Annotated in this window: 24 protein-coding genes; 1 reads left to right on the top strand and 23 read right to left on the bottom strand. The window is 44.1% G+C overall.

Annotation, left to right across the window (positions count from 1 at the left end):
- Window positions 1–5: 5 nt before the first annotated feature.
- The 19 genes from ACTW1R_RS01640 to ACTW1R_RS01550 all read right to left on the bottom strand — a co-directional run bounded on the left by ACTW1R_RS01640 (window position 6) and on the right by ACTW1R_RS01550 (window position 19,239).
- Window positions 6–785 carry an endonuclease/exonuclease/phosphatase family protein gene (locus tag ACTW1R_RS01640; protein WP_081357390.1) on the bottom strand — a complete coding sequence of 260 codons (780 nt, stop codon included), beginning with the start codon at window positions 783–785 and terminating at the stop codon, window positions 6–8.
- Window positions 776–1,696 carry an acetylxylan esterase gene (locus ACTW1R_RS01635; RefSeq protein WP_142973145.1) on the bottom strand — a complete coding sequence of 307 codons (921 nt, stop codon included), beginning with the start codon at window positions 1,694–1,696 and terminating at the stop codon, window positions 776–778. Before ACTW1R_RS01635 ends, ACTW1R_RS01640 begins: the two co-directional genes overlap by 10 nt.
- A complete protein-coding gene (locus ACTW1R_RS01630; protein WP_060792405.1) occupies window positions 1,689–2,291 on the bottom strand; it encodes a DUF624 domain-containing protein in 603 nt (200 codons plus the stop codon). Before ACTW1R_RS01630 ends, ACTW1R_RS01635 begins: the two co-directional genes overlap by 8 nt.
- A 298-nt stretch (window positions 2,292–2,589) precedes the next feature.
- Window positions 2,590–4,191: a type 2 periplasmic-binding domain-containing protein gene (locus ACTW1R_RS01625; RefSeq protein ID WP_005227174.1), complete on the bottom strand. Its 1,602-nt coding sequence runs from the start codon at window positions 4,189–4,191 to the stop codon at window positions 2,590–2,592.
- Between the two features lie 14 nt (window positions 4,192–4,205).
- On the bottom strand, window positions 4,206–5,087 hold the full coding sequence (locus ACTW1R_RS01620) for a carbohydrate ABC transporter permease (protein ID WP_005227173.1): 882 nt from the start codon (window positions 5,085–5,087) through the stop codon (window positions 4,206–4,208).
- An 11-nt stretch (window positions 5,088–5,098) separates the two neighbouring features.
- Window positions 5,099–6,010 (bottom strand): ABC transporter permease, encoded by a 912-nt coding sequence (locus ACTW1R_RS01615; protein WP_005232388.1) that lies wholly within the window; start codon window positions 6,008–6,010, stop codon window positions 5,099–5,101.
- Window positions 6,011–6,362: 352 nt separating this feature from the next.
- Complete coding sequence (ruvB, locus tag ACTW1R_RS01610) at window positions 6,363–7,364, bottom strand: Holliday junction branch migration DNA helicase RuvB (RefSeq protein WP_271814684.1); 1,002 nt, start codon at window positions 7,362–7,364, stop codon at window positions 6,363–6,365.
- Window positions 7,365–7,378: 14 nt separating this feature from the next.
- Window positions 7,379–7,969 carry a Holliday junction branch migration protein RuvA gene (ruvA, locus tag ACTW1R_RS01605; protein ID WP_005232405.1) on the bottom strand — a complete coding sequence of 197 codons (591 nt, stop codon included), beginning with the start codon at window positions 7,967–7,969 and terminating at the stop codon, window positions 7,379–7,381.
- A gap of 181 nt (window positions 7,970–8,150) precedes the next feature.
- Entirely contained in the window at window positions 8,151–8,582 is a 432-nt protein-coding gene (msrB, locus tag ACTW1R_RS01600) for a peptide-methionine (R)-S-oxide reductase MsrB (RefSeq protein ID WP_008376288.1), read from the bottom strand.
- Window positions 8,583–8,670: 88 nt separating this feature from the next.
- Complete coding sequence (locus ACTW1R_RS01595) at window positions 8,671–9,069, bottom strand: GFA family protein (protein ID WP_015508833.1); 399 nt, start codon at window positions 9,067–9,069, stop codon at window positions 8,671–8,673.
- A 2-nt stretch (window positions 9,070–9,071) separates the two neighbouring features.
- The gene (locus tag ACTW1R_RS01590; RefSeq protein WP_195960999.1) at window positions 9,072–9,632 is read right to left on the bottom strand and encodes a Maf family protein; all 561 of its coding nucleotides are present in this window, start codon (window positions 9,630–9,632) and stop codon (window positions 9,072–9,074) included.
- On the bottom strand, window positions 9,629–11,737 hold the full coding sequence (gene mutL, locus ACTW1R_RS01585) for a DNA mismatch repair endonuclease MutL (RefSeq protein ID WP_271814688.1): 2,109 nt from the start codon (window positions 11,735–11,737) through the stop codon (window positions 9,629–9,631). Before mutL ends, ACTW1R_RS01590 begins: the two co-directional genes overlap by 4 nt.
- Before the next feature lie 15 nt (window positions 11,738–11,752).
- Window positions 11,753–14,305, bottom strand: coding sequence for a DNA mismatch repair protein MutS (gene mutS / locus ACTW1R_RS01580; protein WP_010748644.1), 2,553 nt, complete (start codon window positions 14,303–14,305; stop codon window positions 11,753–11,755).
- Entirely contained in the window at window positions 14,289–14,678 is a 390-nt protein-coding gene (locus tag ACTW1R_RS01575) for a YlbF family regulator (protein ID WP_010748643.1), read from the bottom strand. Before ACTW1R_RS01575 ends, mutS begins: the two co-directional genes overlap by 17 nt.
- 7 nt (window positions 14,679–14,685) lie before the next feature.
- Complete coding sequence (locus ACTW1R_RS01570; protein WP_010748642.1) at window positions 14,686–15,483, bottom strand: TIGR00282 family metallophosphoesterase; 798 nt, start codon at window positions 15,481–15,483, stop codon at window positions 14,686–14,688.
- 150 nt (window positions 15,484–15,633) lie between these two features.
- Window positions 15,634–16,869: a peptidase T gene (pepT, locus tag ACTW1R_RS01565; RefSeq protein WP_005227162.1), complete on the bottom strand. Its 1,236-nt coding sequence runs from the start codon at window positions 16,867–16,869 to the stop codon at window positions 15,634–15,636.
- A gap of 37 nt (window positions 16,870–16,906) precedes the next feature.
- Window positions 16,907–17,329, bottom strand: a complete 423-nt coding sequence (locus ACTW1R_RS01560; protein WP_008376307.1) for a methylglyoxal synthase — start codon at window positions 17,327–17,329, stop codon at window positions 16,907–16,909.
- A 118-nt stretch (window positions 17,330–17,447) separates the two neighbouring features.
- Window positions 17,448–18,224, bottom strand: a complete 777-nt coding sequence (locus ACTW1R_RS01555) for a Cof-type HAD-IIB family hydrolase (RefSeq protein ID WP_005227160.1) — start codon at window positions 18,222–18,224, stop codon at window positions 17,448–17,450.
- Between the two features lie 217 nt (window positions 18,225–18,441).
- Entirely contained in the window at window positions 18,442–19,239 is a 798-nt protein-coding gene (locus tag ACTW1R_RS01550) for a formate/nitrite transporter family protein (protein WP_005227159.1), read from the bottom strand.
- A 367-nt stretch (window positions 19,240–19,606) separates the two neighbouring features.
- Here ACTW1R_RS01550 and rpsD point away from each other — a divergent pair, with 367 nt between their 5' ends.
- Entirely contained in the window at window positions 19,607–20,218 is a 612-nt protein-coding gene (rpsD, locus tag ACTW1R_RS01545) for a 30S ribosomal protein S4 (protein ID WP_005227158.1), read from the top strand.
- Between the two features lie 147 nt (window positions 20,219–20,365).
- Here rpsD and spx read toward each other — a convergent pair whose 3' ends face one another.
- From spx to ACTW1R_RS01525, 4 genes are all read right to left on the bottom strand, one after another.
- Window positions 20,366–20,815 (bottom strand): transcriptional regulator Spx, encoded by a 450-nt coding sequence (gene spx, locus ACTW1R_RS01540; RefSeq protein ID WP_010748641.1) that lies wholly within the window; start codon window positions 20,813–20,815, stop codon window positions 20,366–20,368.
- Between the two features lie 50 nt (window positions 20,816–20,865).
- Window positions 20,866–21,267 carry an Asp23/Gls24 family envelope stress response protein gene (locus tag ACTW1R_RS01535; RefSeq protein WP_271814690.1) on the bottom strand — a complete coding sequence of 134 codons (402 nt, stop codon included), beginning with the start codon at window positions 21,265–21,267 and terminating at the stop codon, window positions 20,866–20,868.
- Between the two features lie 286 nt (window positions 21,268–21,553).
- Window positions 21,554–23,011: a peptidoglycan DD-metalloendopeptidase family protein gene (locus ACTW1R_RS01530; RefSeq protein ID WP_311903428.1), complete on the bottom strand. Its 1,458-nt coding sequence runs from the start codon at window positions 23,009–23,011 to the stop codon at window positions 21,554–21,556.
- A 234-nt stretch (window positions 23,012–23,245) separates the two neighbouring features.
- Complete coding sequence (locus ACTW1R_RS01525) at window positions 23,246–24,607, bottom strand: citrate/2-methylcitrate synthase (protein WP_170927486.1); 1,362 nt, start codon at window positions 24,605–24,607, stop codon at window positions 23,246–23,248.
- Window positions 24,608–24,788 lie beyond the last annotated feature (181 nt).

Genomic DNA, 24,788 nt, shown 5'->3' with positions numbered 1-24,788 from the left:
TTTATTCATCCTTTGCTTTCTTCAAATTGGACTTCTGCTTCTAAAGGGAAATGATCGGAGGGAAAACGACGATCATAAGAATCCGTTAGACAGGCGGTTTTGACCACCGTGAAGCCTTTCGTATAGATATAATCAATTTCTTCTAGTTCTTGCCATGGTAACGTATAAATAAAGTTTTGATAGGAGCCTTTTGGCCCATGATGGGGCTTCTGTCCATGTTCTTTGGCATTTTGAAAATGCTGCTCTAAGTACCGATGCACCCGCTCCGTTGGCTCCGCATTCAAGTCGCCCATCAGCAATACAGGATAGCGTTCGATCTGATCTGCCAGCTGCTCAAGGATCACTTTCATCCCTTCAAAACGAGCCATTTCTGAAATATTATCTAAATGAGTCGTGATAGCAAGAAACGGCGGATTCTTTTTTTCCTGCAAAACTGCCCAAACACATAAGCGTGAATACGCAGCTTCTGGATGAATACTTGGTTCAGTCGGTGTCAATGACAACCAAAACGAACCTGAAGCTAATAACTCGAAAGCCTCTTTTTGATAATACAGTCCGATGCCTTCACCTAAGCCATCACCGTCACGTTCAGCCGTGACGGAAGCATACTGCGCTAACTTTGCTAAATCTGCAAATTGGCTGGGACGAGCTTCTTGGATCGCCAGAACATCCCAGTCGTAGTAATCGATCAAGGAGCAGACCGCCTCCGATCGATAGTGCCATTGCCATTCTTGGTCATAGTCGGTATCGACTCGTAGATTGTAGGTTGCTGCTTTCATCTGCATTCATTTCCTTTGAGTAATTTTGTGATTTGCTGCATCTCACGTCGGATTTGTTTCGCTTCGCCGCCGCCATGCCCTTTATTTAAGTAAATACGCAATTCTTTCGGTCCAGGAATCTTTTTATAGGAAACGAAGAAATCTTCCATGGGACAGATGGGATCAGCACTGCCGACCGATGTATAAACAGGACCAGTTATCTGATGAGCAAAATACTTCAAATCAAAATAACTCATGACTTGATAGATCGTTTCCCGCGTTTCTGGAAATTGTTCGATATACTCTTGAATCACCTGGTAACTTCCTGTTTTTTGTTCGATCCGATGGACAAGATTGGAGTGGCTTGGCACATCGGCAAACGTCGCAAAAATCGGGACGTTCGTTAATGCGTTGACCAATAAGGCGATGCCGCCTCCTTGTGAGCCGCCTCTTAAAATAATGCGCTGCGGATCGATTTCCGGTATCTGTTGAAGGACTTCTAGTGTGCGCAAACTATCTGCGACCAATCGCTTCATATAAAAATCTTCTTTTTTCAAGATGCCGCGTCCAAAAGGTGCTTCATGCTGCGTGGTTTCATAGGGAACCTGATCTTGCGTGCGTCCCCCTTGTCCGCGATTGTCGATGACAAGACAGCCGCAGCCGATCAATAACCAATGAGCAAATTGGAACGGTTCTTGCACATGATTCATATAGCCTAAAAAATCAATCAAGATTGGACAATCTGCCGCTTGTTCTGGCAGCAGCAGATGCCCATAGATCGTTTCATTACCAAGACTTTGAAAAGAAATCGTAAAACAATCGATCCCTTTCAGCAAAGGCGCTTGTTTGGTTCTTTCAAAGGCTAGCGGAAGGGCGTCAAGTTCTTGTTGGACCGAAGCCCAAAAATAGGATCGATCCGTCGCTGTGGATTCAGTCATTTGTCTCTTCCCCCTTCGCTAATACTTTATTGAAAAACAACACTTGGACAAAGGCTGAGCCTGAGATCCCTAAACAAACAAATAAGAATAGGTTCACTTTGCTGCACAATACAAAGACAAGAATGGGGACCACCAATAAAATGATCGCATTCGCCGTACTGCTAAGAACCGCATAGGCCGTTTCTTTTGCTGTTTCTTGCAATGATTGGGCAAACAAGCTGTACAAGAGAACGAACACGACGAGATACAGCGCAGCCAAGCTAACGAGGATCACGGCTAAAACGCCAAAGTAAGGTGTAATCATCATCAAGGAATAGATCAACCCAGCAAAGACTGCGACATACGCAATAACAAGACCTTCTAAGAAGAGCCCACGTTTGAGGTTGCTTAAGAATGCTTGCTTGTATCGCTGCCAAATCGGGACATCCCGTTCCTTGTACAATTGATCGATCGTCTGATACAGCGCGATCAATGCTGGTCCTGCGAGAATCAGCGTCATTGCTGGAATCATAAAGAGAAAACTAACAATGATCATATCTGCTAAAAAAGCAAAGACCCGATAGTACCATCCTTCATAAGAAAATAGTCGATTCATTATGATCCTCCAATCAAAACTTGCTGATTTGTGCTGCGGGTGCTACGTAAACTTGTTTCTTGCCTTCTTGTGAATTTGGGTCGTTTCTCAACGTACAGTTTTCTGGGTTGCAGCTTGCAGCTTGCATGTCTCACTACGTGAGCCAATCGCAGTGATTCTTTGTACGGTCACTACGCTCCCTGCGGTCGCCTAGTACTTTGAAACATCAGATTTTGCGCAAAGTACGCGCAAAACCTGTGTTTCAAAGCAAAGGAGAGGAAAGGTCTTTTTTTTGGCTTCCTTTCCTCTCCTATGGGGGTTATTTTAGTCGTTCGCGGTTTTCGGCCATTTTTTCAGTTTTAATGTCTTTGATTGCATCCCAGTTGTTTGAATCTAAGAAGCTTTCAAAGTCGGTTAGTGTGCTGTCAAATGTTCCTTCATCTTTTGAACGGATCAATGAGATGATCGTGCTGTTGATTTTGGTTTTGATGGCTGTGTTTGAACGTGCTTCAGCAGTTCCAGCATCTGGATCCGTATTTTCGATCACAAAGTGTGGATACAATTTGCCTTCGCCCCACTCTTGCATTTGAGTCAACGCATTTTCGGTTTTGACTTTCAGTGCATTGACACGGTCATTGTTAAAGTAGTTGAAACGGCTGATACCATATTTTTTGTTGTAGCCTTCGTTGTCGGTTTGTTCCATTTCTTTGATTTCTGGCAAGTAATCGATTTTGCCTTCATCGTTGTATTCATACGTCACGCCTTCAACACCGAATTTTGTCAAAATTTGTCCTGGTTCATCGATCAAGTACGTGAAGAGTTGGGTTACTTTTGCTGGATCCGCCGCATCTTTTGTGATGTAGTTGATCAACCAGCCAGAGATTCCTGTTTGGTTCAAGGTTGCTTCACGACCAGACGTGCTGGCAGGGCCATCGATTGCGATGTAGCGTGTGTCAGAGTTTTTCATGAATTCAGTGAAGTTCCCACCTTGTCCGCTCGTTCCTGCGACTAAGATCGTTGCATAGTCCCCTTGTTTTACTTTTTCATCATAGGTTGGACCGTCATCGGTAAAGCTGTCATCACTGATGTTGCCGTCACGATACACTTGATTGAAGGTTTTCAACCATGAGATATATTCTTCATCTAAATTACGGTCGTAGAACGCACCATCTTCATCTTCTAATGGAACACCTAAGAAATCTTGCAATTTATCTAAGAATGGTCCTGCTGTTTCGCCGATCGTTGTGAAGCCCATTGGTGTCAAATCAGGGAATTTCTCGCTGATTTCTTTCATGACTTTCACATAGTTTTCTGGCGTCGAAACATCTGGTTTGCCTAATGCTTCATAGACATCTTCACGGATCACAAAGTTGTCGTTGACGGGAATATTGCCGCTTTCGTAGTCTGCTGCTGTGTTGGAATAGTTTGGATAGCCATAAGTTTTGCCATCATCTAAAGCAAACCATTTGAAGGTATCTTCGGTCACGACATTCATCAAATACGGATCGTATTGTTCCGCTAAATCGTTCAATGAGTATGCCCAGCTATCAGCTTTTGTGGCTGCTTGGCTGGTTTTATCCATCAACGTCACGATATCAGGCATATCACCACTTGAAATCAAAGCGTTTAATTTCGAATCATCCCCTGAAATAAATTCAATATCAATGTTCAAATCTTTTTTGATTTGGGCTGTCGTCACATCTTCACCAAATGGCAAAGCTGTCCAGTCTGAATTGATGTACCATGTGATCTTGGTTGGTTCTTCTTTGGTATCGAGTTTCCATGCTGGTGTCTTTTCATCTAACTCATACCGATCTTTGATAGAAAAATCCGAACTGCTGGCATTGTCTGAGCTGCCGCCACATGCTGCTAAGCTGAGTAATGCTGATGCTGCCAATAAACCGCCTACTACTTTTTTCATGTCTATCCCTCTTTCTATTCTTTTACTGCACCGGCCATCATACCGCCGATAAAGTGTTTTTGAAGCAATGGATATATAATTAAAATTGGCACTGTCGTGATGACGATCGTAGCCAACTGAACCCCACGGGTCGTTGCTTGGACGATAAAGTCGGTACTACCGCTTTCAGTCATCGTACTCAAGTTGGATTGGACGATGATTTCATAAATCTTCATTTGCAGCGGATAGAGATACTCTTTTGTGATATACAGTTTTGTTGTCATAAAATCGTTCCATTGGCCAACCCCGTTGAACAAGATGATGGTTGCCAATGCCGGTTTCGTTAATGGTAAGAAGATTTTATAGAAGATTTGGAATTCACTTGCACCGTCGATCTTCGCCGATTCTTCGAGTGAAGGCGGAATCTCACGGAAAAAGTTCATTAAAATCACGACATCATAGTAGCTGAACAAAGCTGGAATAATGTAGACCCAGAAAGAATCCAGTAATCCTAGCGAGCGAATCAGCAAGTACGTTGGAATCATCCCACCACTGAAGTACATGGTGATGACCCCCATCGTTGTATAAATGTTGCGGCCGACCAAGCGTGATTTACTCAATCCGTAAGCCACGATCGCACAAAACAAGGTATGGGTCGCAGCCCCAAGAACCGTTTTTAACACTGAGATCAAGAAGGCACGGGGGATACTTGCGTCGGAAAAAACTTTCCGATAGTTTTCCCAGGTAAAGCCTTTGGGCCATAACACGAGGCCGTTGCCCGCTAATCCAGAACTAGAAGACACGGAGGAAACCAAGATATTCCAAATCGGTACGATGATCATCAATGAGAATAAAATCAAGATCACGGTATTGAAGAAGTAAAACCACGTGTTTTCTTTTGCTTTTCTTTTGATCATGTTTTTTCCTCCTATAAGATAACTGAATTGCCGTTGTTCAACTTGCGGGTCACTCGATCCGTGATCACCAATAAGATGACGGAAATGACCGCGATCCCCAAGCCGACAGCAGTTGCATAAGAGAAATCACCTTGCGTCAACCCCATTTTATAAACGAAGGAGTTGATGACTTCTGAACGGTTTTGGTTCTGTGAATTCATTAAAACTAATGTTTGATCTAGGTTTGACCCTAAGATACCGCTCACATTCAGAATCAAGTTTAAGGAGATGATCGGTGTCAGTAATGGCAATGTGATCGAACGAATCTGTCTTAGCTTGCTGGCACCATCGATTCGTGCGGCTTCATAAAACGTTGGATCGATCCGCGACATACCTGCCAAGTAAAGGATCGTTCCCCAGCCGACTTCTTTCCATAGATCAGAAAGGACCGCGATCCACCAATATTTGCTTGGATCCAATAGATGATTGACCCCTTTGTCCATCAATCCTACGGACATCAGCACTTGGTTGATAAAGCCGTTCGTTGACAGCCAAGAAATCATCATCCCACCTAGCACGATCCATGAGAAAAAATGGGGAATGTATGAAACCGTTTGAATAAATTTCTTCAAGCGGCCATCTTGCATTTCAAAAATCATAATGGCTAACACAATCGGGATCGCAAAACCTAAACCTAATTTCAATAAGCTGATGGCTAACGTATTTCTAACCGCTTCCCAGAAAAAACTGTCATTCATAATGATACGGAAATTCTCTAACCCGACCCATGGTGCTGATGAAATCGTGTCAATCACCGTATAGTTTTTGAAAGCGATTATAATTCCGTAGATCGGAATATAATTAAATACGATCATAAATGCCACGCCGGGAAAAACCATCCAGTGAAGCTGCCGTTGACTATAAAACTTTTGCAGTTTACTCATACACAAAATCTCCTTCTTTCTATCCTCGCAACACTACGTATATCTCCACATTTTGGTGAAACGTTTCTACAAAAAGATTATATCCGCTGCCAATCGAAAATGCAAGCCTTTCCAATTATTTTTTTCAGCTTTTCTTTTTTCACAAATTTCGTTGGGTTCCTCACAAATAAAAAAGCTTTCATATCAGCTTTTTCAGAAGAAATCATTTTTACAAACATTTCCTTTTAATCAAATTTCACAAATATTGTATTTTTTCAACATCGATTAATTCACAGAAATCATTAAAAAATAAAAAGAAACGTTTCACCAAAAGCGCAAAAAAGCAGCAATCATCGTTGATTGCTGATTCGTTCTATTCACTTCTTTTGGGATAGCCAAAATGGTCATAGGCTAACGGCGTTGCGATCCGCCCACGCGAGGTGCGTTTCAAAAAACCTTTTTGGATCAAAAACGGTTCGTACATATCTTCCACTGTTTCGGTTTCTTCTCCGATATTGACAGCGATCGTACTTATTCCCACCGGGCCGCCTTGATACAATTCGATCATCGTGCGGATCAATTTCTGATCGATATAATCCAAGCCAGCATGATCGACTGCCAAAAGCGCCAATGCCTGGTCAGCAACGGTGCGATCGATCAACCCATCCGCTTGCACTTGCGCATAATCGCGAACTCGTTTAAGCAACCGGTTGGCGATCCGTGGAGTGCCTCGGGATCGGCGGGCGATTTCGATCGCCCCTTCTTCCACGATATCCGTTTCAAAGATCGACGCAGTCCGCTGCACGATCTCTTTTAAATCATGGTCTTCATAATATTGCATATGAGAAATGATCCCGAAACGATCCCGTAGTGGCGCCGAGAGCATCCCCGCCCGCGTCGTTGCGCCGACTAAGGTAAACGGCGGGAGCGGAAAATGAACTGGGTGAGCCGTTGTCCCTTGCCCCACCATGATATCCACATAAAAATCTTCCATTGCCGAATAAAGCATTTCTTCGGCGACACGAGGCAAGCGATGGATCTCATCGATAAACAGAACATCCCCCGGCTGCAGCTCATTCAAGATTGCAATCAAATCCCCTGGTTTTTCGATCGCAGGACCGCTGGTCGTCTTGATTTGGACCTGCATCTCGTTGGCGATCACCATTGCCATCGTTGTTTTCCCTAAGCCTGGCGGACCATATAAGAGGACATGATCCAACGCTTCTTCTCGATTTTTCGCCGCTTGGATATAAATCGAAAGCTCCTGCTTGACTTTGTCTTGTCCGATATATTGCGCAAGGGTTTGCGGACGCAAGGATTTTTCGATGATCTCTTCTTGTTCTGTGCTTTCTGGCGAAACAATTCGTTCATCCATCGTCTACTTGCTCCTTACTTTTTCATCATCAATCGGAGAGCTTCCCGCAAGTACTCATCCGTCGATTTTGTGGTATTCGCCGCTAATTGTTTTTCGGCTTTCTTGACTTCTTTTTCGCTATAACCCAATGCTTTCAAGGCTTCCATCGCTTCATCTAAAGCAGTCGTTGCTACGCTTAGAGGAACGATCGCTTCTTCTCCAACCAGTTCAGCCACTTTGCCTTTCAAGTCTAGGATCATTTGCTGCGCCGTCTTTTTACCGACACCTGGGAACTTAGTCAAATAATTGACGTCCCCATTTTCGACTGCCGTGATCAACCCTGTATGGTCTTCATTGGCCATGATTGCTAACGCACTCTTTGGTCCAATACCTGAGACACTGATCAATTTTAAAAACAACTGCTTGCCTTCGATCGTGGCAAAGCCGTAGAGACTATGAGCATCTTCACGAATCACTTGGTGCAGATAGATTTTTACTTCTTGGTTCAACTTGCCGCTAAATGAATACGGATTGCCAAAAGCGATCTGATAGCCGATGCCATGGGTCTCAACGACGATATACGCCGGAAAGATATCCGTTACTTTTCCTATGATATATTCGTACATGTGCTTTCCTTTCTGTACATATGTTCCCTTTATTGTAGCACAGACGAGAGGGCAAAAAAAGGACTGTGAACGAAGGAAAAGGCTTAGCAGGAAACAAACGGAGGAAAAACCGTTGTTTCAGTCGCATTTTTTCAAACGAGACATGCTGCTGCGTCTTTTTTTCGCACACAGTTCCTAATACTTACTCAACGAGTGATTTGAATTCGCCATAGCCTTTTTCATCCATTTCTGCTAAAGGGATGAACTTCAATGCTGCCGAGTTGATACAATAGCGCAAACCGCCTTTGTCCTGAGGACCGTCTGAAAAAACATGTCCTAAATGAGAGTCAGCTTCTTTGCTGCGGACTTCTACCCGATGCATGCCGTGAGAAAAATCGGCTTTTTCTTGAATATCTTGGCGACTGATCGGTTTCGAAAAGGACGGCCAGCCACAACCTGCGTCATATTTATCAGTAGAAGCAAACAATGGTTCTCCGTTGACGATATCAACATAGATCCCTTTTTCATAAAAATCATCATACTCGCCAGTAAAGGGGCGTTCGGTTGCATTTTCTTGGGTCACCGCATATTCGATCGGCGACAATTTTTCTTTTAATTCTTTTTTATCTGTCATTTTTTCACCTGCTTTTCCTCTAGACTCATCCTGTATGCTCTATCATGCCTTTTTTCTTAGCGAATGTAAAATGACTTGCTCAAATTGTTTAAGGGTTTTGCAGCTTTTGCCAACGAGTCGTTGGTTCCGCAAAGTGGTAGAAATGCGGTTGGTCTTTTGTATAGATTTCTTCGGTTAAGACAGCTTCTGGCAAGTTGCCAAACAACCCAGCCGCAAAAAAATAGGTGTGTGCTTCTTTGAGGTAAAAGAACAGGCTCGAGCCGCATTGACTGCAGAATCCTCGCTGTGCCCACTCAGAAGAATCGTAACGTCGCAGCCACTTCGCTCCTTGAAGAGCTATCTGGTCCTCAGCGCATGGCGCAAGAGCAAACATCGGTCCGCCATGAAATTTCTGGCAGAGACTACAATGACAAACCGTGATTTCTTTCGCAACTCCCGTCAAGTTGATCGTGACTTTGCCGCAAAGACAACTACCAGAAACATCCATCCTTATTCCTCCTCCGTAAACTCTTGCAACAACTGATAGACCGTAGCGACAGGAAATCCTACGATCGTATAAAAATCGCCGTTTATCGATGAGACAAATATTTTGGCTGCCCCTTGGATCCCATAGGCGCCCGCTTTGTCTTGGTACTCATCTAAGGCAAGATACTTGTCGATCTCTTGATCCGTCAAAGGACGAAACACAACTTCCGTCGAAACCACTGCTTGGCGTTGCTGTTTGCCTTTTTGCAAAAAGACGGCGGTATGCACCCAATGGGTATGTCCGCTCATTTTTCGCAACATCGACCGAGCATCTTTACGGTCGACTGGCTTTCCTAAGATTTCTTCACCCACCACGACCGTCGTATCGCTCGCGATCACCAGATCTTCAGGATAGGTTTGCGCAATAGCCGCCGCTTTTTCTGCTGCCATCCGTTGGACATAAGGGATCGCAGCTTCGTTTGGTCGGACCGACTCGTCGATATCTGCTGGTATGACCGCAAATTCCGAGACTAACTCTGCTAATAATTCTTTGCGCCGCGGCGACTGTGAAGCCAAAATAATCATTCCATCCCACTCCTTGCTCGATGAGGATCTTGAATCCGTTTGAACATCCGCTCCATGTCGCTGTTGGTGAAATGGATCAGCACCGGACGACCATGGGGACAGTTGAAGGGATTCTCGCATTTCGCTAAATCTTGCAACAAGATCCTAGCTTGTGCTTCATTCAAATAGTGATTGGCTTTGATGGATCGTTTGCAGCTCATCATGATCGCGGTTGCTTCACGAAACTTTTTGACACTGACACTTCCTGTCGTCAATAACATATCGATCATCTCGCGGATGATGGCTTCTTCTTCACCGCTAGGGTACCACGTCGGGTGCGCTCGGACGATGAAACTATTGGTCCCAAAAGATTCCAGATGAATCCCGACTTCTGCCAGCTTGTCGCTTTGTTCTTGTAATTGCAGTGCATCGCTGTTGGGATAATCCAAAACGATCGGCACCAACAATTCTTGCAGGTCATTGGTCACTTCGCCGATTTTTTCGCGGTAATACTCGTATTTGATTCGTTCTTGCGCCGCATGCTGGTCGACGATATAAAGCCCCGCCTCGCTTTGGGCAAACAAATAGGTCCCATGCATCTGCCCAAAATAATCCAATTGGGGAAAACGCTCCTTCGCTGGTTCTTCTTCCAGCAACCGTTCGACCGTTTTTAGGTAGTTGCGGTCATCCCCATGCATTTCAGGATGCAGAGTCGCTTGACTTTGCAGATCTTGCGCCGTAAGCTCTGGCGTCTCATCTGGGAGAAAGACTGGCGCTTCTGGCAGCGACGCTTTTGTTTCCGTCTGGCCTTCCACAAATGGTTTTCGGACAGGCTTATTTGGCAGCGTCTCTTCCAAACTGCGAAAGGTTTCCTCGGTTTCTTCCAACAGGTTTTCGCTAGATTCCTGTGGCATTTCTGGAAGTTTTCCACCTTCCTCCACAGGTTTTTCCACAGAGTTATCCACAGTCTGTTGATAAGTGTTGCCCTGCACCTCAAATTTCCCTGTTTCGCGATTATAAGACAACCCAGAAGTCGAATTTCCTGCTGACTCCAGTTCCAAGCCAAGCTGCTGGGCTTTTGGCTGATCGGCAACTTTTTTCTTAAAACGCAGATTGTCAGCCGCGTTAGGAATCAAATTGATTTCCCGCAGCGCCTCATTGATGGCTTTACTGATTAGCTTGGTCAATTCTTCTTCTTTTGACAAACGAACTTCTTGTTTAGTCGGATGAACGTTGACATCGACTAATAAGGGGTCCATTTTGATTTCAAGGACAGCTAATGGAAAACGACCGACCATCAATTTTGATCCGTAACCAGCAACGATCGCTTTATTCAAAGCGAAGTTGCGAATATAACGACCATTGATGATCGTGGATAAATAGTTGCGGCTGGCTCGGGTGACTTCTGGCAGTGACACAAAGCCAGTGACTTTAAAGTCGAGGTCCTCAGTATCGATCGCGATCATTTTTTTGGCGGTTTCCACCCCGTAGATCCCTGCGATGGTTTGTTTTAACTGCCCACTTCCAGTGGTGCTCAACATCTTATTGCCTTCATGAACGAGACGAAAAGCCACTTCTGGGTGGCTCAGGGCGATCCGATTGACGATATCGCCGATGTTCGCTAGTTCCGTTTGCAGCGTCTTGACATATTTCAAACGTGCCGGTGTATTGTAAAAGAGGTTTTCCACAGTGATCTTGGTTCCTTGCCGCAAGTTGGCAGGCAGATGCTCTTCAACAGCGCCGCCTTTTAAGCGCACAAAGGAGCCTTGTTGGGCGCCTTTGACTGCCGTTTCAATCGAGAGGATTGAAACCGAAGCAATACTAGGCAAAGCTTCCCCGCGAAACCCGAGGGTACGTATTCGAAACAAGTCATCCCGATTGTGGATTTTACTGGTGGCGTGGCGTTTAAAGGCAGTCAAGACATCCTCTTCTGCAATTCCTTCGCCATTATCGATGACTTGGATTTTACGCAAGCCCGCTTCTTCAATAAAAATATCGATTTGGGTACTGCCGGCATCCACGGCGTTTTCAACTAATTCTTTGACGACAGAAGCCGGTCGCTCAACGACTTCTCCTGCCGCGATTTGGTTCGCCAGACGTTCGGATAACTCTTGGATCTTTCCCATCTGCTGACCTTCTTTCTAAATTCGTTTTTGCAGCTCGTACAATGTATTCAGAGCATCCATCGGGGTCATTTCCAACAGATTCAATTTCTTCAATTGATCGATGACGCCGATTTCTTCCGTAGATACTTCACTAAACAACGACAACTGCTGACTTTCTTCGACGACGGGTTTTGGCTGTACCGTCGGTTCATGTTCTTCCAGCGCTTTTAAGATCGTGGCTGCGCGCTGTAAGAGTGCACTTGGCAGTCCAGCGATTTTGGCTACATGGATCCCATAGCTTTTATCTGCGGGCCCTTCCATCATCTTATGCAAGAAGACGACTTCGCCTTCTTTTTCAACGGCACCAACATGGACATTACGCAAGTGCGCCAATTCCTCATCTAAAACCGTCAGCTCATGATAATGGGTGGAGAAAAGTGTTTTGGCATGAACTTCTTTGTGGATATATTCAATGATGGCTTGTGCCAATGCCATCCCATCATAGGTCGCAGTCCCACGCCCTAACTCATCAAACAAAATCAAGCTGTTAGGCGTTGCATGACGCAGCGCTTGGTTGGCTTCCATCATCTCCACCATAAACGTGCTTTGACCGGCGATCAGGTCATCGCTGGCACCGATGCGAGTAAAGATCCGATCAAAAATCGGCATCTCTGCAGATTGTGCGGGTACGAAACAGCCGATCTGCGCCATAATGACTAGCAAGGCAAACTGCCGCATGTACGTACTTTTCCCAGACATATTTGGGCCTGTGATCAACAAGATCTCTGTTTCTTCATCCATCACGATACTATTCGGAATGTACTCTTGGTGACCAAGGACTTTTTCCACTACAGGATGACGGCCGTCGATGATCGATACCGCTCGTTTTTTCGCTACTGTCGGCCGCACGTATTGGTAGCGTTCCGAAACTGTGGCGAAACTTTGTAAGACATCGACCGCACTGACGGCTTTGGCTAACTTTTGTAGACGGGTGATACTCTTTTTCACTTCTTCACGGACGTCAAGAAACAGGCGGTATTCCAAATCCACCGATTTCTCTTCGGCTTCTAAAATCAAAGTCTCCAGTTTTTTCAACTCGGGGGAAATAAACCGTTCCGCATTGGCTAACGTTTGCTTGCGCTCGTAGCGAGAGGTATCTAAATTCACTAGATTGGCTTTCGTGATCTCAATGTAATAGCCAAAGACGCGGTTGAACCCAACTTTCAGGTTTTTGACTCCCGTCGCTTGGCGTTCGTTGGCTTCTAATTCCGCCAGCCATTGCTTGCCGTTACGCATCGCTGTACGGTATTCATCTAATTGTTGATGGAACCCATCTTTTATAATGTTGCCTTCCGTGATCTGTAACGGGGCATCTTCATCGATCGCAGCTTCGATCAGTGCAACCAAATCATCTAGGGGCGTTAATTCCAGCAGCAAGTCATTCCACTCGCCACGGTTGATGCCTTGCAGCAATTGCGCGATCAAAGGCACTTGCTCCAAAGAAGATTTCAACTGCAGCAAATCGCGGCCATTGACATTTCCGAAGGCGACCCGTCCGACTAAGCGTTCCATGTCATAGACTTTCGTCAACGCTTCTTGCAGATCTGCTCGCTCAAAGAAACTGTCCAGTAACGATTGGACCATTTCTTGGCGGGCAGTGATTTTCTTTGGCTGGATCAAGGGACGGTCCAACCATTGCTTTAACAAACGGCCACCCATTGCGGTTTTTGTCTCGTCCAACAACCACAAAAGAGTCCCTTGTTTTTTGCCAGTTCGAATCGACTGCGTCAATTCTAAGTTGAATTTGGAATAATGATCCATTTTCAAGGCATGATCGGGCTGATATTCCACGGCTTGTTGAATATGCGCTAAACTGCGTTTTTGGGTGATCGCCAAATAACTTAGCAACTTCCCTGTGACTACTTTTTCTAACTCTTGGGAGAGAGGTTCTGTTAAAAATTGAAATTCGGCATTTTCTTCCAACGTTTCTTGCTTAGAAAACACGACATTCAAGCGATTGGTCAGTGTTGTTTGCAATGACTCAGGGATCTCGCTGCACAAAACGACTTCTTTCGTTTGCAGAGCGGCGGCCTCATTGACGACAGCTTCTTCATCTTCCAATTGCGCTGCTTTTAATTCACCGGTACTTAGATCGACATAGGCAAAGCCAAAACGCTCCCCTTGCTGCAAAACAGCTGTCAAAAAGTTGTTTTCTTTGGCGGATAGGCCTTTGCTGTCCATCACCGTTCCCGGCGTGATCAGTTGAACGACTTCGCGTTTGACCATTCCTTTGGTGGTTTTTGGATCTTCCACTTGCTCACAAATCGCTACTTTGTAGCCTTGCTCGATCAAGGTGTCGATGTAATTGCTGGCAGCGTGGTAAGGCACCCCACACATAGGGATCGGTTCCTCCGCATTTTTGTTGCGGCTGGTTAACGTCAGTTCTAAAATTTGTGCTGCCTTGACAGCATCCTCATTAAATAATTCATAGAAATCCCCTAAACGATAGAATAAAAAAGCATCTTGGTACTGAGCCTTGATGCTTAAATACTGTTCCATCATCGGGGTATTTTTAGTTTTTTGAGGCATTGGTTTCATCCTCCTCGATGGCTTTATTCATTTTCTTTTGGATCTCCGTCGTGACATATTGCAGCAATTCATCTGCTTGCAGTAACGCTTGGCGATAAGCAACCACCAAAGGATGCTGCTCGTATTCGTTTGTCAATGACGCATAACGCTGCTCGGCAGCTTTTTTTGCTTCGGGTTTCTCATAATGCTCAAATTGAACGATCTCTTTTTGCGCTTGCTTCAGCGCTTCTTCCAGCTCCAATAGCCCTTGGTTTTGCAAGGCTCGTGCTTGAATTTCTTGAAATTCTTGAACGATCGGATGATCAGACAAGAGCCTTTGCAAAGCAGCCAGCTCTTGGGCAACGTGTGGTTCCTTGGCTAATTGCTCTTCCATGCTTCTCCTATTCTGTAAACGGGCGATCTTCACTGATTTGGATCGGACGGATCGATTTTGCTTTACCAGTGGCTTCATCAATCTCAAGCAAGCAAGCCGACAAAATACTGCGGCCTTTTTCAATCACTTCAAACCGTTGCGGCAACGCCGTCAAAAATTTTTCAATGACTGGTTCGCGTTTCATCCCCAAGATCCCATCATAAGGACCAGTCATGCCGACATCTGACAAATAAGCCGTTCCTTGGGGCAAAATCCGCGCATCATTGGTCTGGACGTGGGTATGCGTGCCGACGACTGCCGAAACACGGCCATCCAAATACCAGCCCATCGCTTGTTTTTCGCTGGTGGTCTCCCCATGAAAATCCACAAAGATAAACGGTGTACGTTTGCGGGCAATCGCAACCAGTTCATCCATTTTGCGAAACGGATCATCAAGGTCTACCATGAACGAGCGAGCTTGCATGTTGATTACCGCTAATTCAATGGTGTTGACTTTCACAAATACCATGCCGACGCCCGGTGTTCCCTCTGGAAAATTGGCTGGACGAATCATTTTCTTCGCATCGCCAATAAATTCAAAAATGTCACGGTTGTCCCATGTATGATTGCCTAGTGTCACGACATCGACACCATCTTGCAAAAATTTCTTATAGATTTTACCAGTGATCCCACGACCCGCCGCAGCATTCTCGCCGTTTGCGATCGTCACCTGTGGCCGATACGCCTTTTTTAATTTTGGAAGGTACTCCGTGATCGTTTCTCTTCCTAATGAACCAACTACATCTCCAATGAATAATACCCGCACACATTTTTCCTCTTCTCTTTTAGCTTCTTTTCTATTATAAGGGTTTTGGTCCAGAAAAAAAAGGTTCTTTCACTTGCGGTTCTTCCCTGCAGCAGAACAAAAAAACACGCTAGACTCTTTCGCATCAGTCTAGCGTGTCGCTTAATTCTCTTAGGAAACAGTGGTGTCCTCTTGTCCTACATGTTCTACGATCGCCACGATCAAATCACGGGCTTTTTCCATCGCTTCCACGGTAATAAATTCATACTGGCCATGGAAGTTTTCACCGCCGACAAATAAGTTCGGTGTTGGGATCCCTTTATAGGTGATTTTCGATCCGTCGGTCCCGCCACGAAACGGTGCTTCGATCGGCGTCACGCCAATCGCTTGCATCCCTGCTCGGGCAGCTTCGATACTGCGGGGATCTTTCTTGATCAAATCCCCCATATTGTAATATTGGTCATACAGCGTATAGGTGATACGTTCTTGCCCATAGGCTGTGTTCAGTTCATCAATGATCCCCACGATGTTGGCTTTTCGCTGTTCAAAAAGCGTATGATCGTGATCACGAATGATATAAGAAACTTCTGCTCGACCAATATGTCCCGTCAAATTGTGCAGCAGGTAGAAGCCTTCATACCCGCGGGTGCGTTCAGGAACTTCCTCTGCTGGTAAGGCATCATCGATTTGATGCGCGATTTTCAAGGCGTTGACCAAACGACCATAGGCAGTTCCAGGATGCACACTCGTACCGTCGATCGTTATATCGATACGAGCCGCATTAAAGGTTTCATACTCCATATGGCCCACGCGACCACTGTCCATCGTGTAAGCAAATGCTACTGGAAAATCCGCCGCATCAAAGCGATCAGCGCCAGTCCCGATCTCTTCGTCAGGACCAAAAGCGACCCAGACATCGCCACGCTTATGCGCATCCATCGTTTGTAAGATCCGCAGCGCATCAATGATCTCTGCGATACCAGCTTTATCATCTGCACCCAGCAGGGTCGTTCCATCCGTTGTGATCAACGTTTCGCCGACATAGTCTTTGAGATTAGGAAATTCAGCAGTTGTCATATAAATGGCTTTTTCTTTATTTAAACAAACATCCTTGCCATCGTAATTTTCATGGATCTGCGGTTGAATATTTTCAGCTTCGAAATCTGCCGTATCTACATGGGCAATAAAGCCAATCGCCGTTTTTTCAGGATTACCAGGTAGACGTCCGATCACAAAACTATTCTTTTCATAGTAAGCAACATCCGCTAATCCCATCTCGATCAACTGATCTTTCAATAAAAGAGCCAACTCAACTTGTCCCTGCGTCGTTGGGATGGTCTGACTCGTGGCATCCGAGCGAGTATTCATTTTTGCATAGGTCAAAAAATCCTTTAAGATTGCTTTCAATTCTGCACGTCCTTTTTCTTCAATTCTTCTACTATCTTTATAACGACAGGGGACGATTGTCCGTTTCGTGGATCACTTGTCGAAAATCAGCAAAGCCAGCTGCTAAGCCGCGCAGCAAGATCTCTGCCGTTCCCATATTGGTGGCTAAAGGAATCTCGTACACGTCTGACAAGCGAATCAATGCCGTTACATCTGGTTCATGGGGTTGTGCGGCTAAAGGATCACGCAAAAAGATCACCATGTCCAAGTCATCTTGCGAAATCATGGCGCCAATTTGCTGGTCTCCTCCCAACGGCCCTGATTTGTAGCGGTGGACAGGCAACTGGGTTGCTTCTTCGATCCTCTTCCCCGTAGTTCCTGTTGCGAAAAGTTCATGCTGCGCTAAAATTTCTCGATAGGCAGTCACTAATTTTACCATTACATCCTTTTTTCGATCATGAGCAATCAATGCGATTTTCATTTGCTGCATTCCCCCTTTTTTCTATTGTACCAATTTATTTTCTTTGCGACCGAGAAAAAACAAAAAAACATAGCACAGATGCCGCAAATCGACTGTGCTATGTCTAAAGGATTCCTTTTTAAATCAGTTGTAATTCTTTCAAGGCTAACCAGATGCCATCTTCATCATTGCTAGCGGTCACCATATCTGCGACTTGTTGGATCTCAGGGACCGCATTGCCCATTGCCACACCGACACCTGCGGCAGTCAGCATTTCACGATCGTTTTGGCCATCACCAAAACAGATCACATCTTCTTGCGCTATCCCTAATTGTTCTGCGACACACAGGATCGTTGCTGCTTTGGAGCCTTCTTTTGGAACGACATCCACACTGTTTTCATGCCAACGTACAAAACGCAGTTTGCTGTATTTCTCGTCAAAGAAATGCTCATACTCTTTTCCGTAAAAAGCCAATGCTTGATAGACTTCTTTTTCTTCAGGAAAGTCCATGTCCAACTCAGGAAGTTGGGCACCAAAGGAATGCATCGCTGCTTCCATTTTAGCAATATCCAACGAAGACGCTCGTTTCGCTGTATCCATCCCGACAAAGGCCGTGTCGATCCCAAGCTCTTGGGCTTCTGCCACGAAAGCAGCCAATTGCGTTTCATCGAGCAAATTTTTATACACCTGCTGATGCGAAAGAAAGGCGGCTGCCCCATTACATAAAATGTAATTATCAAAGGACAATGAACGAATAATGTCTTGGGCGTGAAAACGACTGCGCCCAGTGGCAACGGTCACGAAATGGCCAGCATCTCGCAGAAGGTCAAGGGCTTTTAGCGTACTGTCTAGTGGCTGTTTGTTCGAGTCAAGCAAGGTTCCATCAATATCAAAGGCAAAGAATTTCCGATTCATAAAAGGTTAAGGCTCGCTTTCTATTAAGAAGTAACTAAGATTTTGGTCTTGGTTGCGGTCATTTTTACAAAAAACAGCAAGAAAAACCGTACATACTTATTCTTAACACAAATGACCGCTGATTTCAACGCTCCGTTAAGGGATGATAGCTTCTTCCTGGAGAAATGTTAGAGAAAAGAAAAAAAGAAGCATCGCTGCTTCTTTTTGTAGGTTCTGATTAGTCGACATAGGTCGATTTTGAGTTGTTCAACCATGCATAGCCAAGTCCCATGACCAAGCCACCGCCGATATAGTTACCGATAAAGGCAAAAACTAAATTATGGATCACACTGCCGACAGTCATGCCTGCCAAGTGTCCGCCTGAAGCCCAGAAAGCTAAGGTAAACGCTGGGAAGTTAGCGATGACGTGTTCGAAGCCTAAGAAAGCAAAGATGAAGATGATGAAAATGATTGCTGCGACTTTTCCAGCATCGTCTTTCATCCGCATGCTTACCAACACGGCTGTGTTTACCACGATATTAGCGAACATCGCTTCCACTAAAATTTGGATAGTGGATTTTTCTAATTTTGCAGTGATCGAGGTCAGCATAAAGTTGTCTGCGGTCAGCCCTTGAAAAGGTCCCGTTAGCGCAACGATCGAGCCGAAGATCACCCCGCCGATCAAGTTGAACAAGACACACGTAAGCAAAATTTTCAATGCCAAAGGAATACTTAGACGTTTACGGTAAACCCCAACAGTCATATACAACATATTCGATGTTCCTAATTCTGCGTTCATATAAAGAATCATGACTAAAGACCAGCTAAACATAAATGCATACAAAATTTTTCCTAACCCGTGAACCATTGATTCACCTTTCATAGCGATCGCAAAAGCAATAGCTGTTCCGAGGGTCAAGAATAAACAAGCCATCATCGCACGTACAGCGTAACGCAAATAACTACTCTTGATCAAATCGATTTTCTTTTCTATGGATGAATCGATCTTCTCAAATAATGGGGATACTGGATTCATTTTTCTACTCCTTTTATGAAAAATTTTACTTCGTTATAATTTGCACAATACTTCCATATTCTAATGACGAAATGCTGATTTGTAAAGAGATATTTGAAAATATAAGTAATTAATGAAAAATTTCAAGCTTTGTTTTCATCAAATCCAAAGCCAGCTCCATCTTGACTTTTGCCCCTAGTTTGTCGTATACTATTCCTTGTGTAAAATAATGCAGCAGGAAAATAACAGCTCGTCACCAGTTCGTTGCCCCTCGGGTGCAATTGCGTAACCGCGGCTGCAAAGGTGAAGATTGAAGAACGAACTGCACGAATGTGAGTTTTTCAACGGATTATTTTACTCCAAACTATTTTATTGGAGGAACTAAATTATGTCTCGTTATACAGGACCATCATGGAAAATTTCTCGTCGTTTAGGAATTTCTTTATCAGAAACTGGAAAAGAATTGGCACGTCGCCCTTACGCTCCAGGTCAACACGGACCAAACAGCCGTGGCAAAAAATCAGAATACGGCATGCAATTAACTGAAAAACAAAAATTGCGTCATATGTATGGCATGAACGAACGTCAATTCCGTACATTGTTTATCAAAGCAAGCAAAATCAAAGAAGGTAAACACGGTGTTAACTTCATGATCTTGCTAGAACAACGCTTAGATAACGTTGTTTACCGTCTAGGTTTAGCAACTACTCGTCGTCAAGCACGTCAATTAGTAAACCACGGTCACGTTTTAGTTGATGGCAAACGCGTTGATATCCCTTCATACCACGTTGAAGTTGGACAAGTCATCAGCGTTCGTGAAAAATCACAAAACATCTCAACAATCAAAGAAGCAGTTGAAGCAACAGCTGGCCGCGCGTCATTTGTAAGCTTTGATAGCGAAAAATTAGAAGGTTCATTAACTCGTTTACCTGAGCGTGATGAATTGTCTGCAGAAGTTGACGAAGCACTAGTCGTTGAATTCTACAACCAAAAACTTTAAGATTTCAACCGACACGATTCCTTTTGGGAATCGTGTTTTTTTGTGGACTCAACGGATTTACGGATCCCTTTAAGAAGACCCTTAAAAAAATACAAAAAAACCGACAATGATACATCGCTGTATTCATTTGCCGGTTTTGTTCCTATTTTAGATAAAGTTCGCAACAGATTCGCCTTCTTCTTGCTTTTGGCGATAATTAAACATGAGCAGCTCTGTTTGGCGACGTTTGAAAATGATCTTTCGTAAGTTTCGTGGCACGAATTTACGAATGTCTTCTTCATTGTACCCCACTTGGAGCTTGTTCTCATCTAAGATAATTGGTCGTTTCAATAAGTTCGGGTATTTTTCGATCAATGAAAGCAGCTCTTCTAGCTTCAACTCTTCTAAATCAATGTCTAGCTTTTGGTACACTTTCGAACGAGTAGATATAATGTCTTCCGTTCCATTTTTCGTTAAAGAAAGAATCTCCATTAGTTCATCACTATTTAATGGATCGCTAAAAATGTTTCTCTCTTTAAATGGTAGTTCATTTTCGGTCAACCATGCACGGGCTTTACGACATGACGTACAGCTGGGTGTTGTATATAGTGATATCATTTGTTCATTCTTCCTTTCTCTTTGATGTACTTCGATTTTTTGTTTGGTGCTCAACCTTCGATTTGATCGATCGTTTCCTGTTTGACGATATCGGCGATTCGAATATTGATCTCTTTGATTTTCAAAGAAGTCAAGCGGCTAATTTCTTCTAAGACCACCTCTTGGACTTGCGCAAAGAGTTTGGGGATATCTTTGCCGTAAGCCACGATTACTTCCAAATCAACTGCAACCTCTTCTTTGCCAACTTCCACATCAATGCCAGAAGCGACTTGCGGCTGTTCTTCAAGGTTTTCGGTCATATCTGAAAGAAATCTGCCATTTACACTAATCAAGCCATCAATTGACTGCAAAGCGACACCAACAATTGTTTCAATGACTTTCTCTTCAAAGGACAGTGTACTTGCTTGCGCTGCTTCATTAGACACATTCGTTGTTTGCTGATCGTCAGTCATTTTTCACACTCCTTGGTTAAATAAGAAAGGATACTAGAGACATCGCAAAGTCGCATACACGACCTTGTCTAAAGTGGACATTCCTCTTGGGAATTTTTTTCCCTACCTTTCTAGCATAAATTCTTTTTGTTTTTTTTACAAAGAAAAACACTTGTTTTTGGAATAAATTTATCGTGCAAGATAAAATGAATGCGCTAAAAAAATCTCAAAGCATAATTTTCCTGAAATGATTCGTTTTTCTTGACAAAAAAAAAGAAAGCATCTACAACGCTCTCTTTTTTTCGTGTTATTTTGACAAAACTTCCAACGGATCAATCAGTTGGTGTCGCGCTAAACTTGGTGAAAGACTGACTTCAAAATGCAAGTGCGGGCCTGTACTGTTCCCCGTACTTCCCATAGAAGCAATCACCTCGCCTTGTTCGACCGTTTGACCGACTTCCACTAAATTGCGATGATTGTGGGCATACAATGTCGTCAGCCCATCTTTGTGCTCGATGGCAACATAATTTCCCCATGAAGAATGATATTCTGAGCGGATCACTGTTCCTGAAAGACTAGCCATGATTGGCGTTCCTTGCGGTGCGGCGAAGTCCACTCCACGATGAAACCCATTGCCTCGTGGACCAAAGACAGAGGAGACAACTGGATTGCTGACAGGATAGATCATCTTTTCGCTGCCTGTCGGTAATTCTGGTTTCTCTTTGTCATAACTCGTCAGGGCATACGCTTCGATCAGCGCATTCAGCTTCTCATTGTATTGTGTATCTGATGCATAACGTCCGGTCAGATATTCCGTGGCGTCTTCATAAGATTCCGTTTCTGATTTCCAAACACCTTTATAAAAATTCGGATTGTGGTCCAATCCTTCTTTCAACAATTTCGCATAATCTTTCAAAGAAGATTCGATGCTGTCATATTGGCGAAAAGTGGCATGAACTGTGTATAAATTACCAGAACCATCGTCTTCTTGTGTTTGGAAGGAAATCCCATTCCCTTCATAAAGTCCCTTAATACCAAATAAGTTATAAAAAGGCTCCTGGCTCAGACGGCTTCTTCCGCTGCCAGACTCTAAAATCGCTTGGGCAATCATGACCGATGCGTAAAGATCTTCTTCTTGTCCAACTTTACGAGCATCTTCTCCAATCTCCATAATAAAGTCCCACGTTTCTTTGACTGGCGTGACTTCAAATTTTGCTGGCTCATCTTCTTGCGGCGGCGTTACCGTCAACTCTGGTACATTCGGTACTTCTTTGATGTCAGGCGAAGGCTGGCTTGGTGTTGATTCTGGCTCTGGATTTGGTGTTGTCTCTGGTTCTGGTTCTGGATTTGGTGCTGGATTTGGTGCTGGATTTGGTGCTGGTTCTTCTGGTTCTGGCACCGGCTCAGGTGTTGGTTCTGGTTCTGGATTCGGCTCAGGATCAGGATTTGGTGTCGGCTCTTCTGGTTCTGGTGTTGGTTCTGGTGTCGGGGTTGGTTCTGGTTCTGGCAAAGGTTCTGGTGTTGGCTGTTCAGGAGCAGGTGTTGACTCTCCTGGAACTACTTCGCCGTTTTCTCCTGGTACCGTTGCGGCATCTTCAGGGACCAAGCCCATGGTTGGCCCGTTCACTCCCGGAACCGTTGACTCAGCTGTATTTTGACCTGCAGTAGACTCGTTCGTCAAAACAGATGCCGCAGCCGATGCTGGCAGCATTGTTGAAAATTGACTGGTAATAATGGCAATCGCCATCCATTTTTTTATTTTCATTCGTGAACTTTCCTCCTTTATTCCTCCCTCTATCATACAAAAAATGCAAGAAACTTTGTAATCAATTTTTGCATTCCTATATGAAAAACGAGAAAAACTTGATTTTTCTAACGAATGAATGATCCAAGCCATTCATTTGCTCTCTAGTAAAAATACGCAAAAAACGGCTCAATCCTTCTCTTTTCGAGTGTCCAAAACAAAAACAGCAGCGAGCTTCCTCCCTGCTGTTTTGATCTATCTTGACTCTATATCGATATATTCCCGATCGTTTGACACTTCTTTGTAGGCGGGACGCATGATTTTTTGTGCGTTGACCAGTTCTTCGATCCGATGGGCGGACCAGCCGACGATCCGCGCGATAGCAAACATTGGTGTATACAGTTCTTCTGGCAGATCCAACATGTTATAAACAAACCCGCTGAAAAAGTCGATATTGGCACTGACTCCTTTGTAGATTTTGCGCTTTTCATTGATGACTTGAGGAGCAATACGTTCGACCATCGTATACAATTGATATTCTTGCCAAGCTTCTGATCCTTTTTCTTGGGCCAATTTTGCCACATAATTTTTAAAAATCGCCGCACGTGGATCGTTGTCGCTGTATACCGCGTGGCCCATGCCATAAATCAATCCTTTACGGTCAAACGCTTCTTTATCTAAGACTGCTTCCAAATAGCTGCGGATCGCCTGTTCATCGGTAAGATCAGCAACGTTGCGCTTCAAATCTCCCATCATTTCCGTCACTTTGATATTAGCACCACCGTGTTTAGGCCCTTTCAAAGAACCTAGCGCTGCAGCAATCGTTGAATAGGTATCCGTCCCACTGGAGGTAACGACTCGTGTCGTAAAGGTCGAATTATTCCCGCCGCCATGTTCCATATGCAAAACCAGTGCCATATCCAATGTTTGGGCTTCTTGGAAGCTATATTCTTTCGTTGGACGTAGCATAGTCAAAATCGTTTCAGCTGTACTCAACTCTTCGGTCGGACGGTGGATATACATACTCTCCCCTTGATTGTAATGATTGTAGGCATGATAGCCGTAGATTGCCAAGAGCGGAAAGACACTGATCAGCATCAGACTTTGTTCCAATACATTTTCAATGCTGATGTCATCTGCTTGTGGATCGTAACTTGCCAGTGTCAAGATACTGCGAGATAAGCTATTCATGATATCAGAAGAAGGTGCTTTCATAATGACGTCACGAACAAAATTGGTCGGCAATGTACGTTTTTCTGCTAATAGGCAATGAAAGGCCGCAAGTTCTGTTTTGTTTGGCAGTTCGCCGAAAAGTAATAAATATGCAATCTCTTCAAAGCCAAAGCGTTTTTCATTGACGAACCCTGCAACTAACTCGTTGATGTCAATTCCGCGATAACGCAACTCGCCACAAGCTTCAATTGGCTTGCCAGCAATGATTTTTTCAGGATAAATGGTTGAGATCGTCGTAAGCCCTGCTAAGACCCCCGTGCCATTTAAATCCCTCAGTCCACGTTTCACATCATATTCTGAATAAAGATTCACATCTATCAAATTGTATTTCTGACATTGCGATGCAAGATAGGACATCTTCTCTTTCTTTTCTAATCTTTCCACGGTGATGTTACCTCCAATCTTTCTACAAACTATCGATTACAATGTTATTTAACCGTATACAAACATCGTTAAAATAGTCATCCTATAAAATCGTTGCTTTTTAACAAACTTTCACACATTATAGCACGATGTTGAGAAAATGAAATATTTTTCATAAATTTAATTGATTTTTTAAATTATC

It is taken from the genome of Enterococcus sp. R12 (genome assembly GCF_058135755.1).
This window is presented reverse-complemented; position numbering and strand designations above follow the sequence as displayed.

What these genes read in the sequence shown, in the direction of transcription:
- ACTW1R_RS01640 (WP_081357390.1), bottom strand. Translation starts at nt 785, where the DNA reads ATGCAGATGAAAGCAGCAACCTACAATCTACGAGTCGATACCGACTAT.
- ACTW1R_RS01635 (WP_142973145.1), bottom strand. Translation starts at nt 1,696, where the DNA reads ATGACTGAATCCACAGCGACGGATCGATCCTATTTTTGGGCTTCGGTC.
- ACTW1R_RS01630 (WP_060792405.1), bottom strand. Translation starts at nt 2,291, where the DNA reads ATGAATCGACTATTTTCTTATGAAGGATGGTACTATCGGGTCTTTGCT.
- ACTW1R_RS01625 (WP_005227174.1), bottom strand. Translation starts at nt 4,191, where the DNA reads ATGAAAAAAGTAGTAGGCGGTTTATTGGCAGCATCAGCATTACTCAGC.
- ACTW1R_RS01620 (WP_005227173.1), bottom strand. Translation starts at nt 5,087, where the DNA reads ATGATCAAAAGAAAAGCAAAAGAAAACACGTGGTTTTACTTCTTCAAT.
- ACTW1R_RS01615 (WP_005232388.1), bottom strand. Translation starts at nt 6,010, where the DNA reads ATGAGTAAACTGCAAAAGTTTTATAGTCAACGGCAGCTTCACTGGATG.
- ruvB (WP_271814684.1), bottom strand. Translation starts at nt 7,364, where the DNA reads ATGGATGAACGAATTGTTTCGCCAGAAAGCACAGAACAAGAAGAGATC.
- ruvA (WP_005232405.1), bottom strand. Translation starts at nt 7,969, where the DNA reads ATGTACGAATATATCATAGGAAAAGTAACGGATATCTTTCCGGCGTAT.
- msrB (WP_008376288.1), bottom strand. Translation starts at nt 8,582, where the DNA reads ATGACAGATAAAAAAGAATTAAAAGAAAAATTGTCGCCGATCGAATAT.
- ACTW1R_RS01595 (WP_015508833.1), bottom strand. Translation starts at nt 9,069, where the DNA reads ATGGATGTTTCTGGTAGTTGTCTTTGCGGCAAAGTCACGATCAACTTG.
- ACTW1R_RS01590 (WP_195960999.1), bottom strand. Translation starts at nt 9,632, where the DNA reads ATGATTATTTTGGCTTCACAGTCGCCGCGGCGCAAAGAATTATTAGCA.
- mutL (WP_271814688.1), bottom strand. Translation starts at nt 11,737, where the DNA reads ATGGGAAAGATCCAAGAGTTATCCGAACGTCTGGCGAACCAAATCGCG.
- mutS (WP_010748644.1), bottom strand. Translation starts at nt 14,305, where the DNA reads ATGCCTCAAAAAACTAAAAATACCCCGATGATGGAACAGTATTTAAGC.
- ACTW1R_RS01575 (WP_010748643.1), bottom strand. Translation starts at nt 14,678, where the DNA reads ATGGAAGAGCAATTAGCCAAGGAACCACACGTTGCCCAAGAGCTGGCT.
- ACTW1R_RS01560 (WP_008376307.1), bottom strand. Translation starts at nt 17,329, where the DNA reads ATGAAAATCGCATTGATTGCTCATGATCGAAAAAAGGATGTAATGGTA.
- ACTW1R_RS01555 (WP_005227160.1), bottom strand. Translation starts at nt 18,224, where the DNA reads ATGAATCGGAAATTCTTTGCCTTTGATATTGATGGAACCTTGCTTGAC.
- ACTW1R_RS01550 (WP_005227159.1), bottom strand. Translation starts at nt 19,239, where the DNA reads ATGAATCCAGTATCCCCATTATTTGAGAAGATCGATTCATCCATAGAA.
- rpsD (WP_005227158.1), top strand. Translation starts at nt 19,607, where the DNA reads ATGTCTCGTTATACAGGACCATCATGGAAAATTTCTCGTCGTTTAGGA.
- spx (WP_010748641.1), bottom strand. Translation starts at nt 20,815, where the DNA reads ATGATATCACTATATACAACACCCAGCTGTACGTCATGTCGTAAAGCC.
- ACTW1R_RS01535 (WP_271814690.1), bottom strand. Translation starts at nt 21,267, where the DNA reads ATGACTGACGATCAGCAAACAACGAATGTGTCTAATGAAGCAGCGCAA.
- ACTW1R_RS01530 (WP_311903428.1), bottom strand. Translation starts at nt 23,011, where the DNA reads ATGAAAATAAAAAAATGGATGGCGATTGCCATTATTACCAGTCAATTT.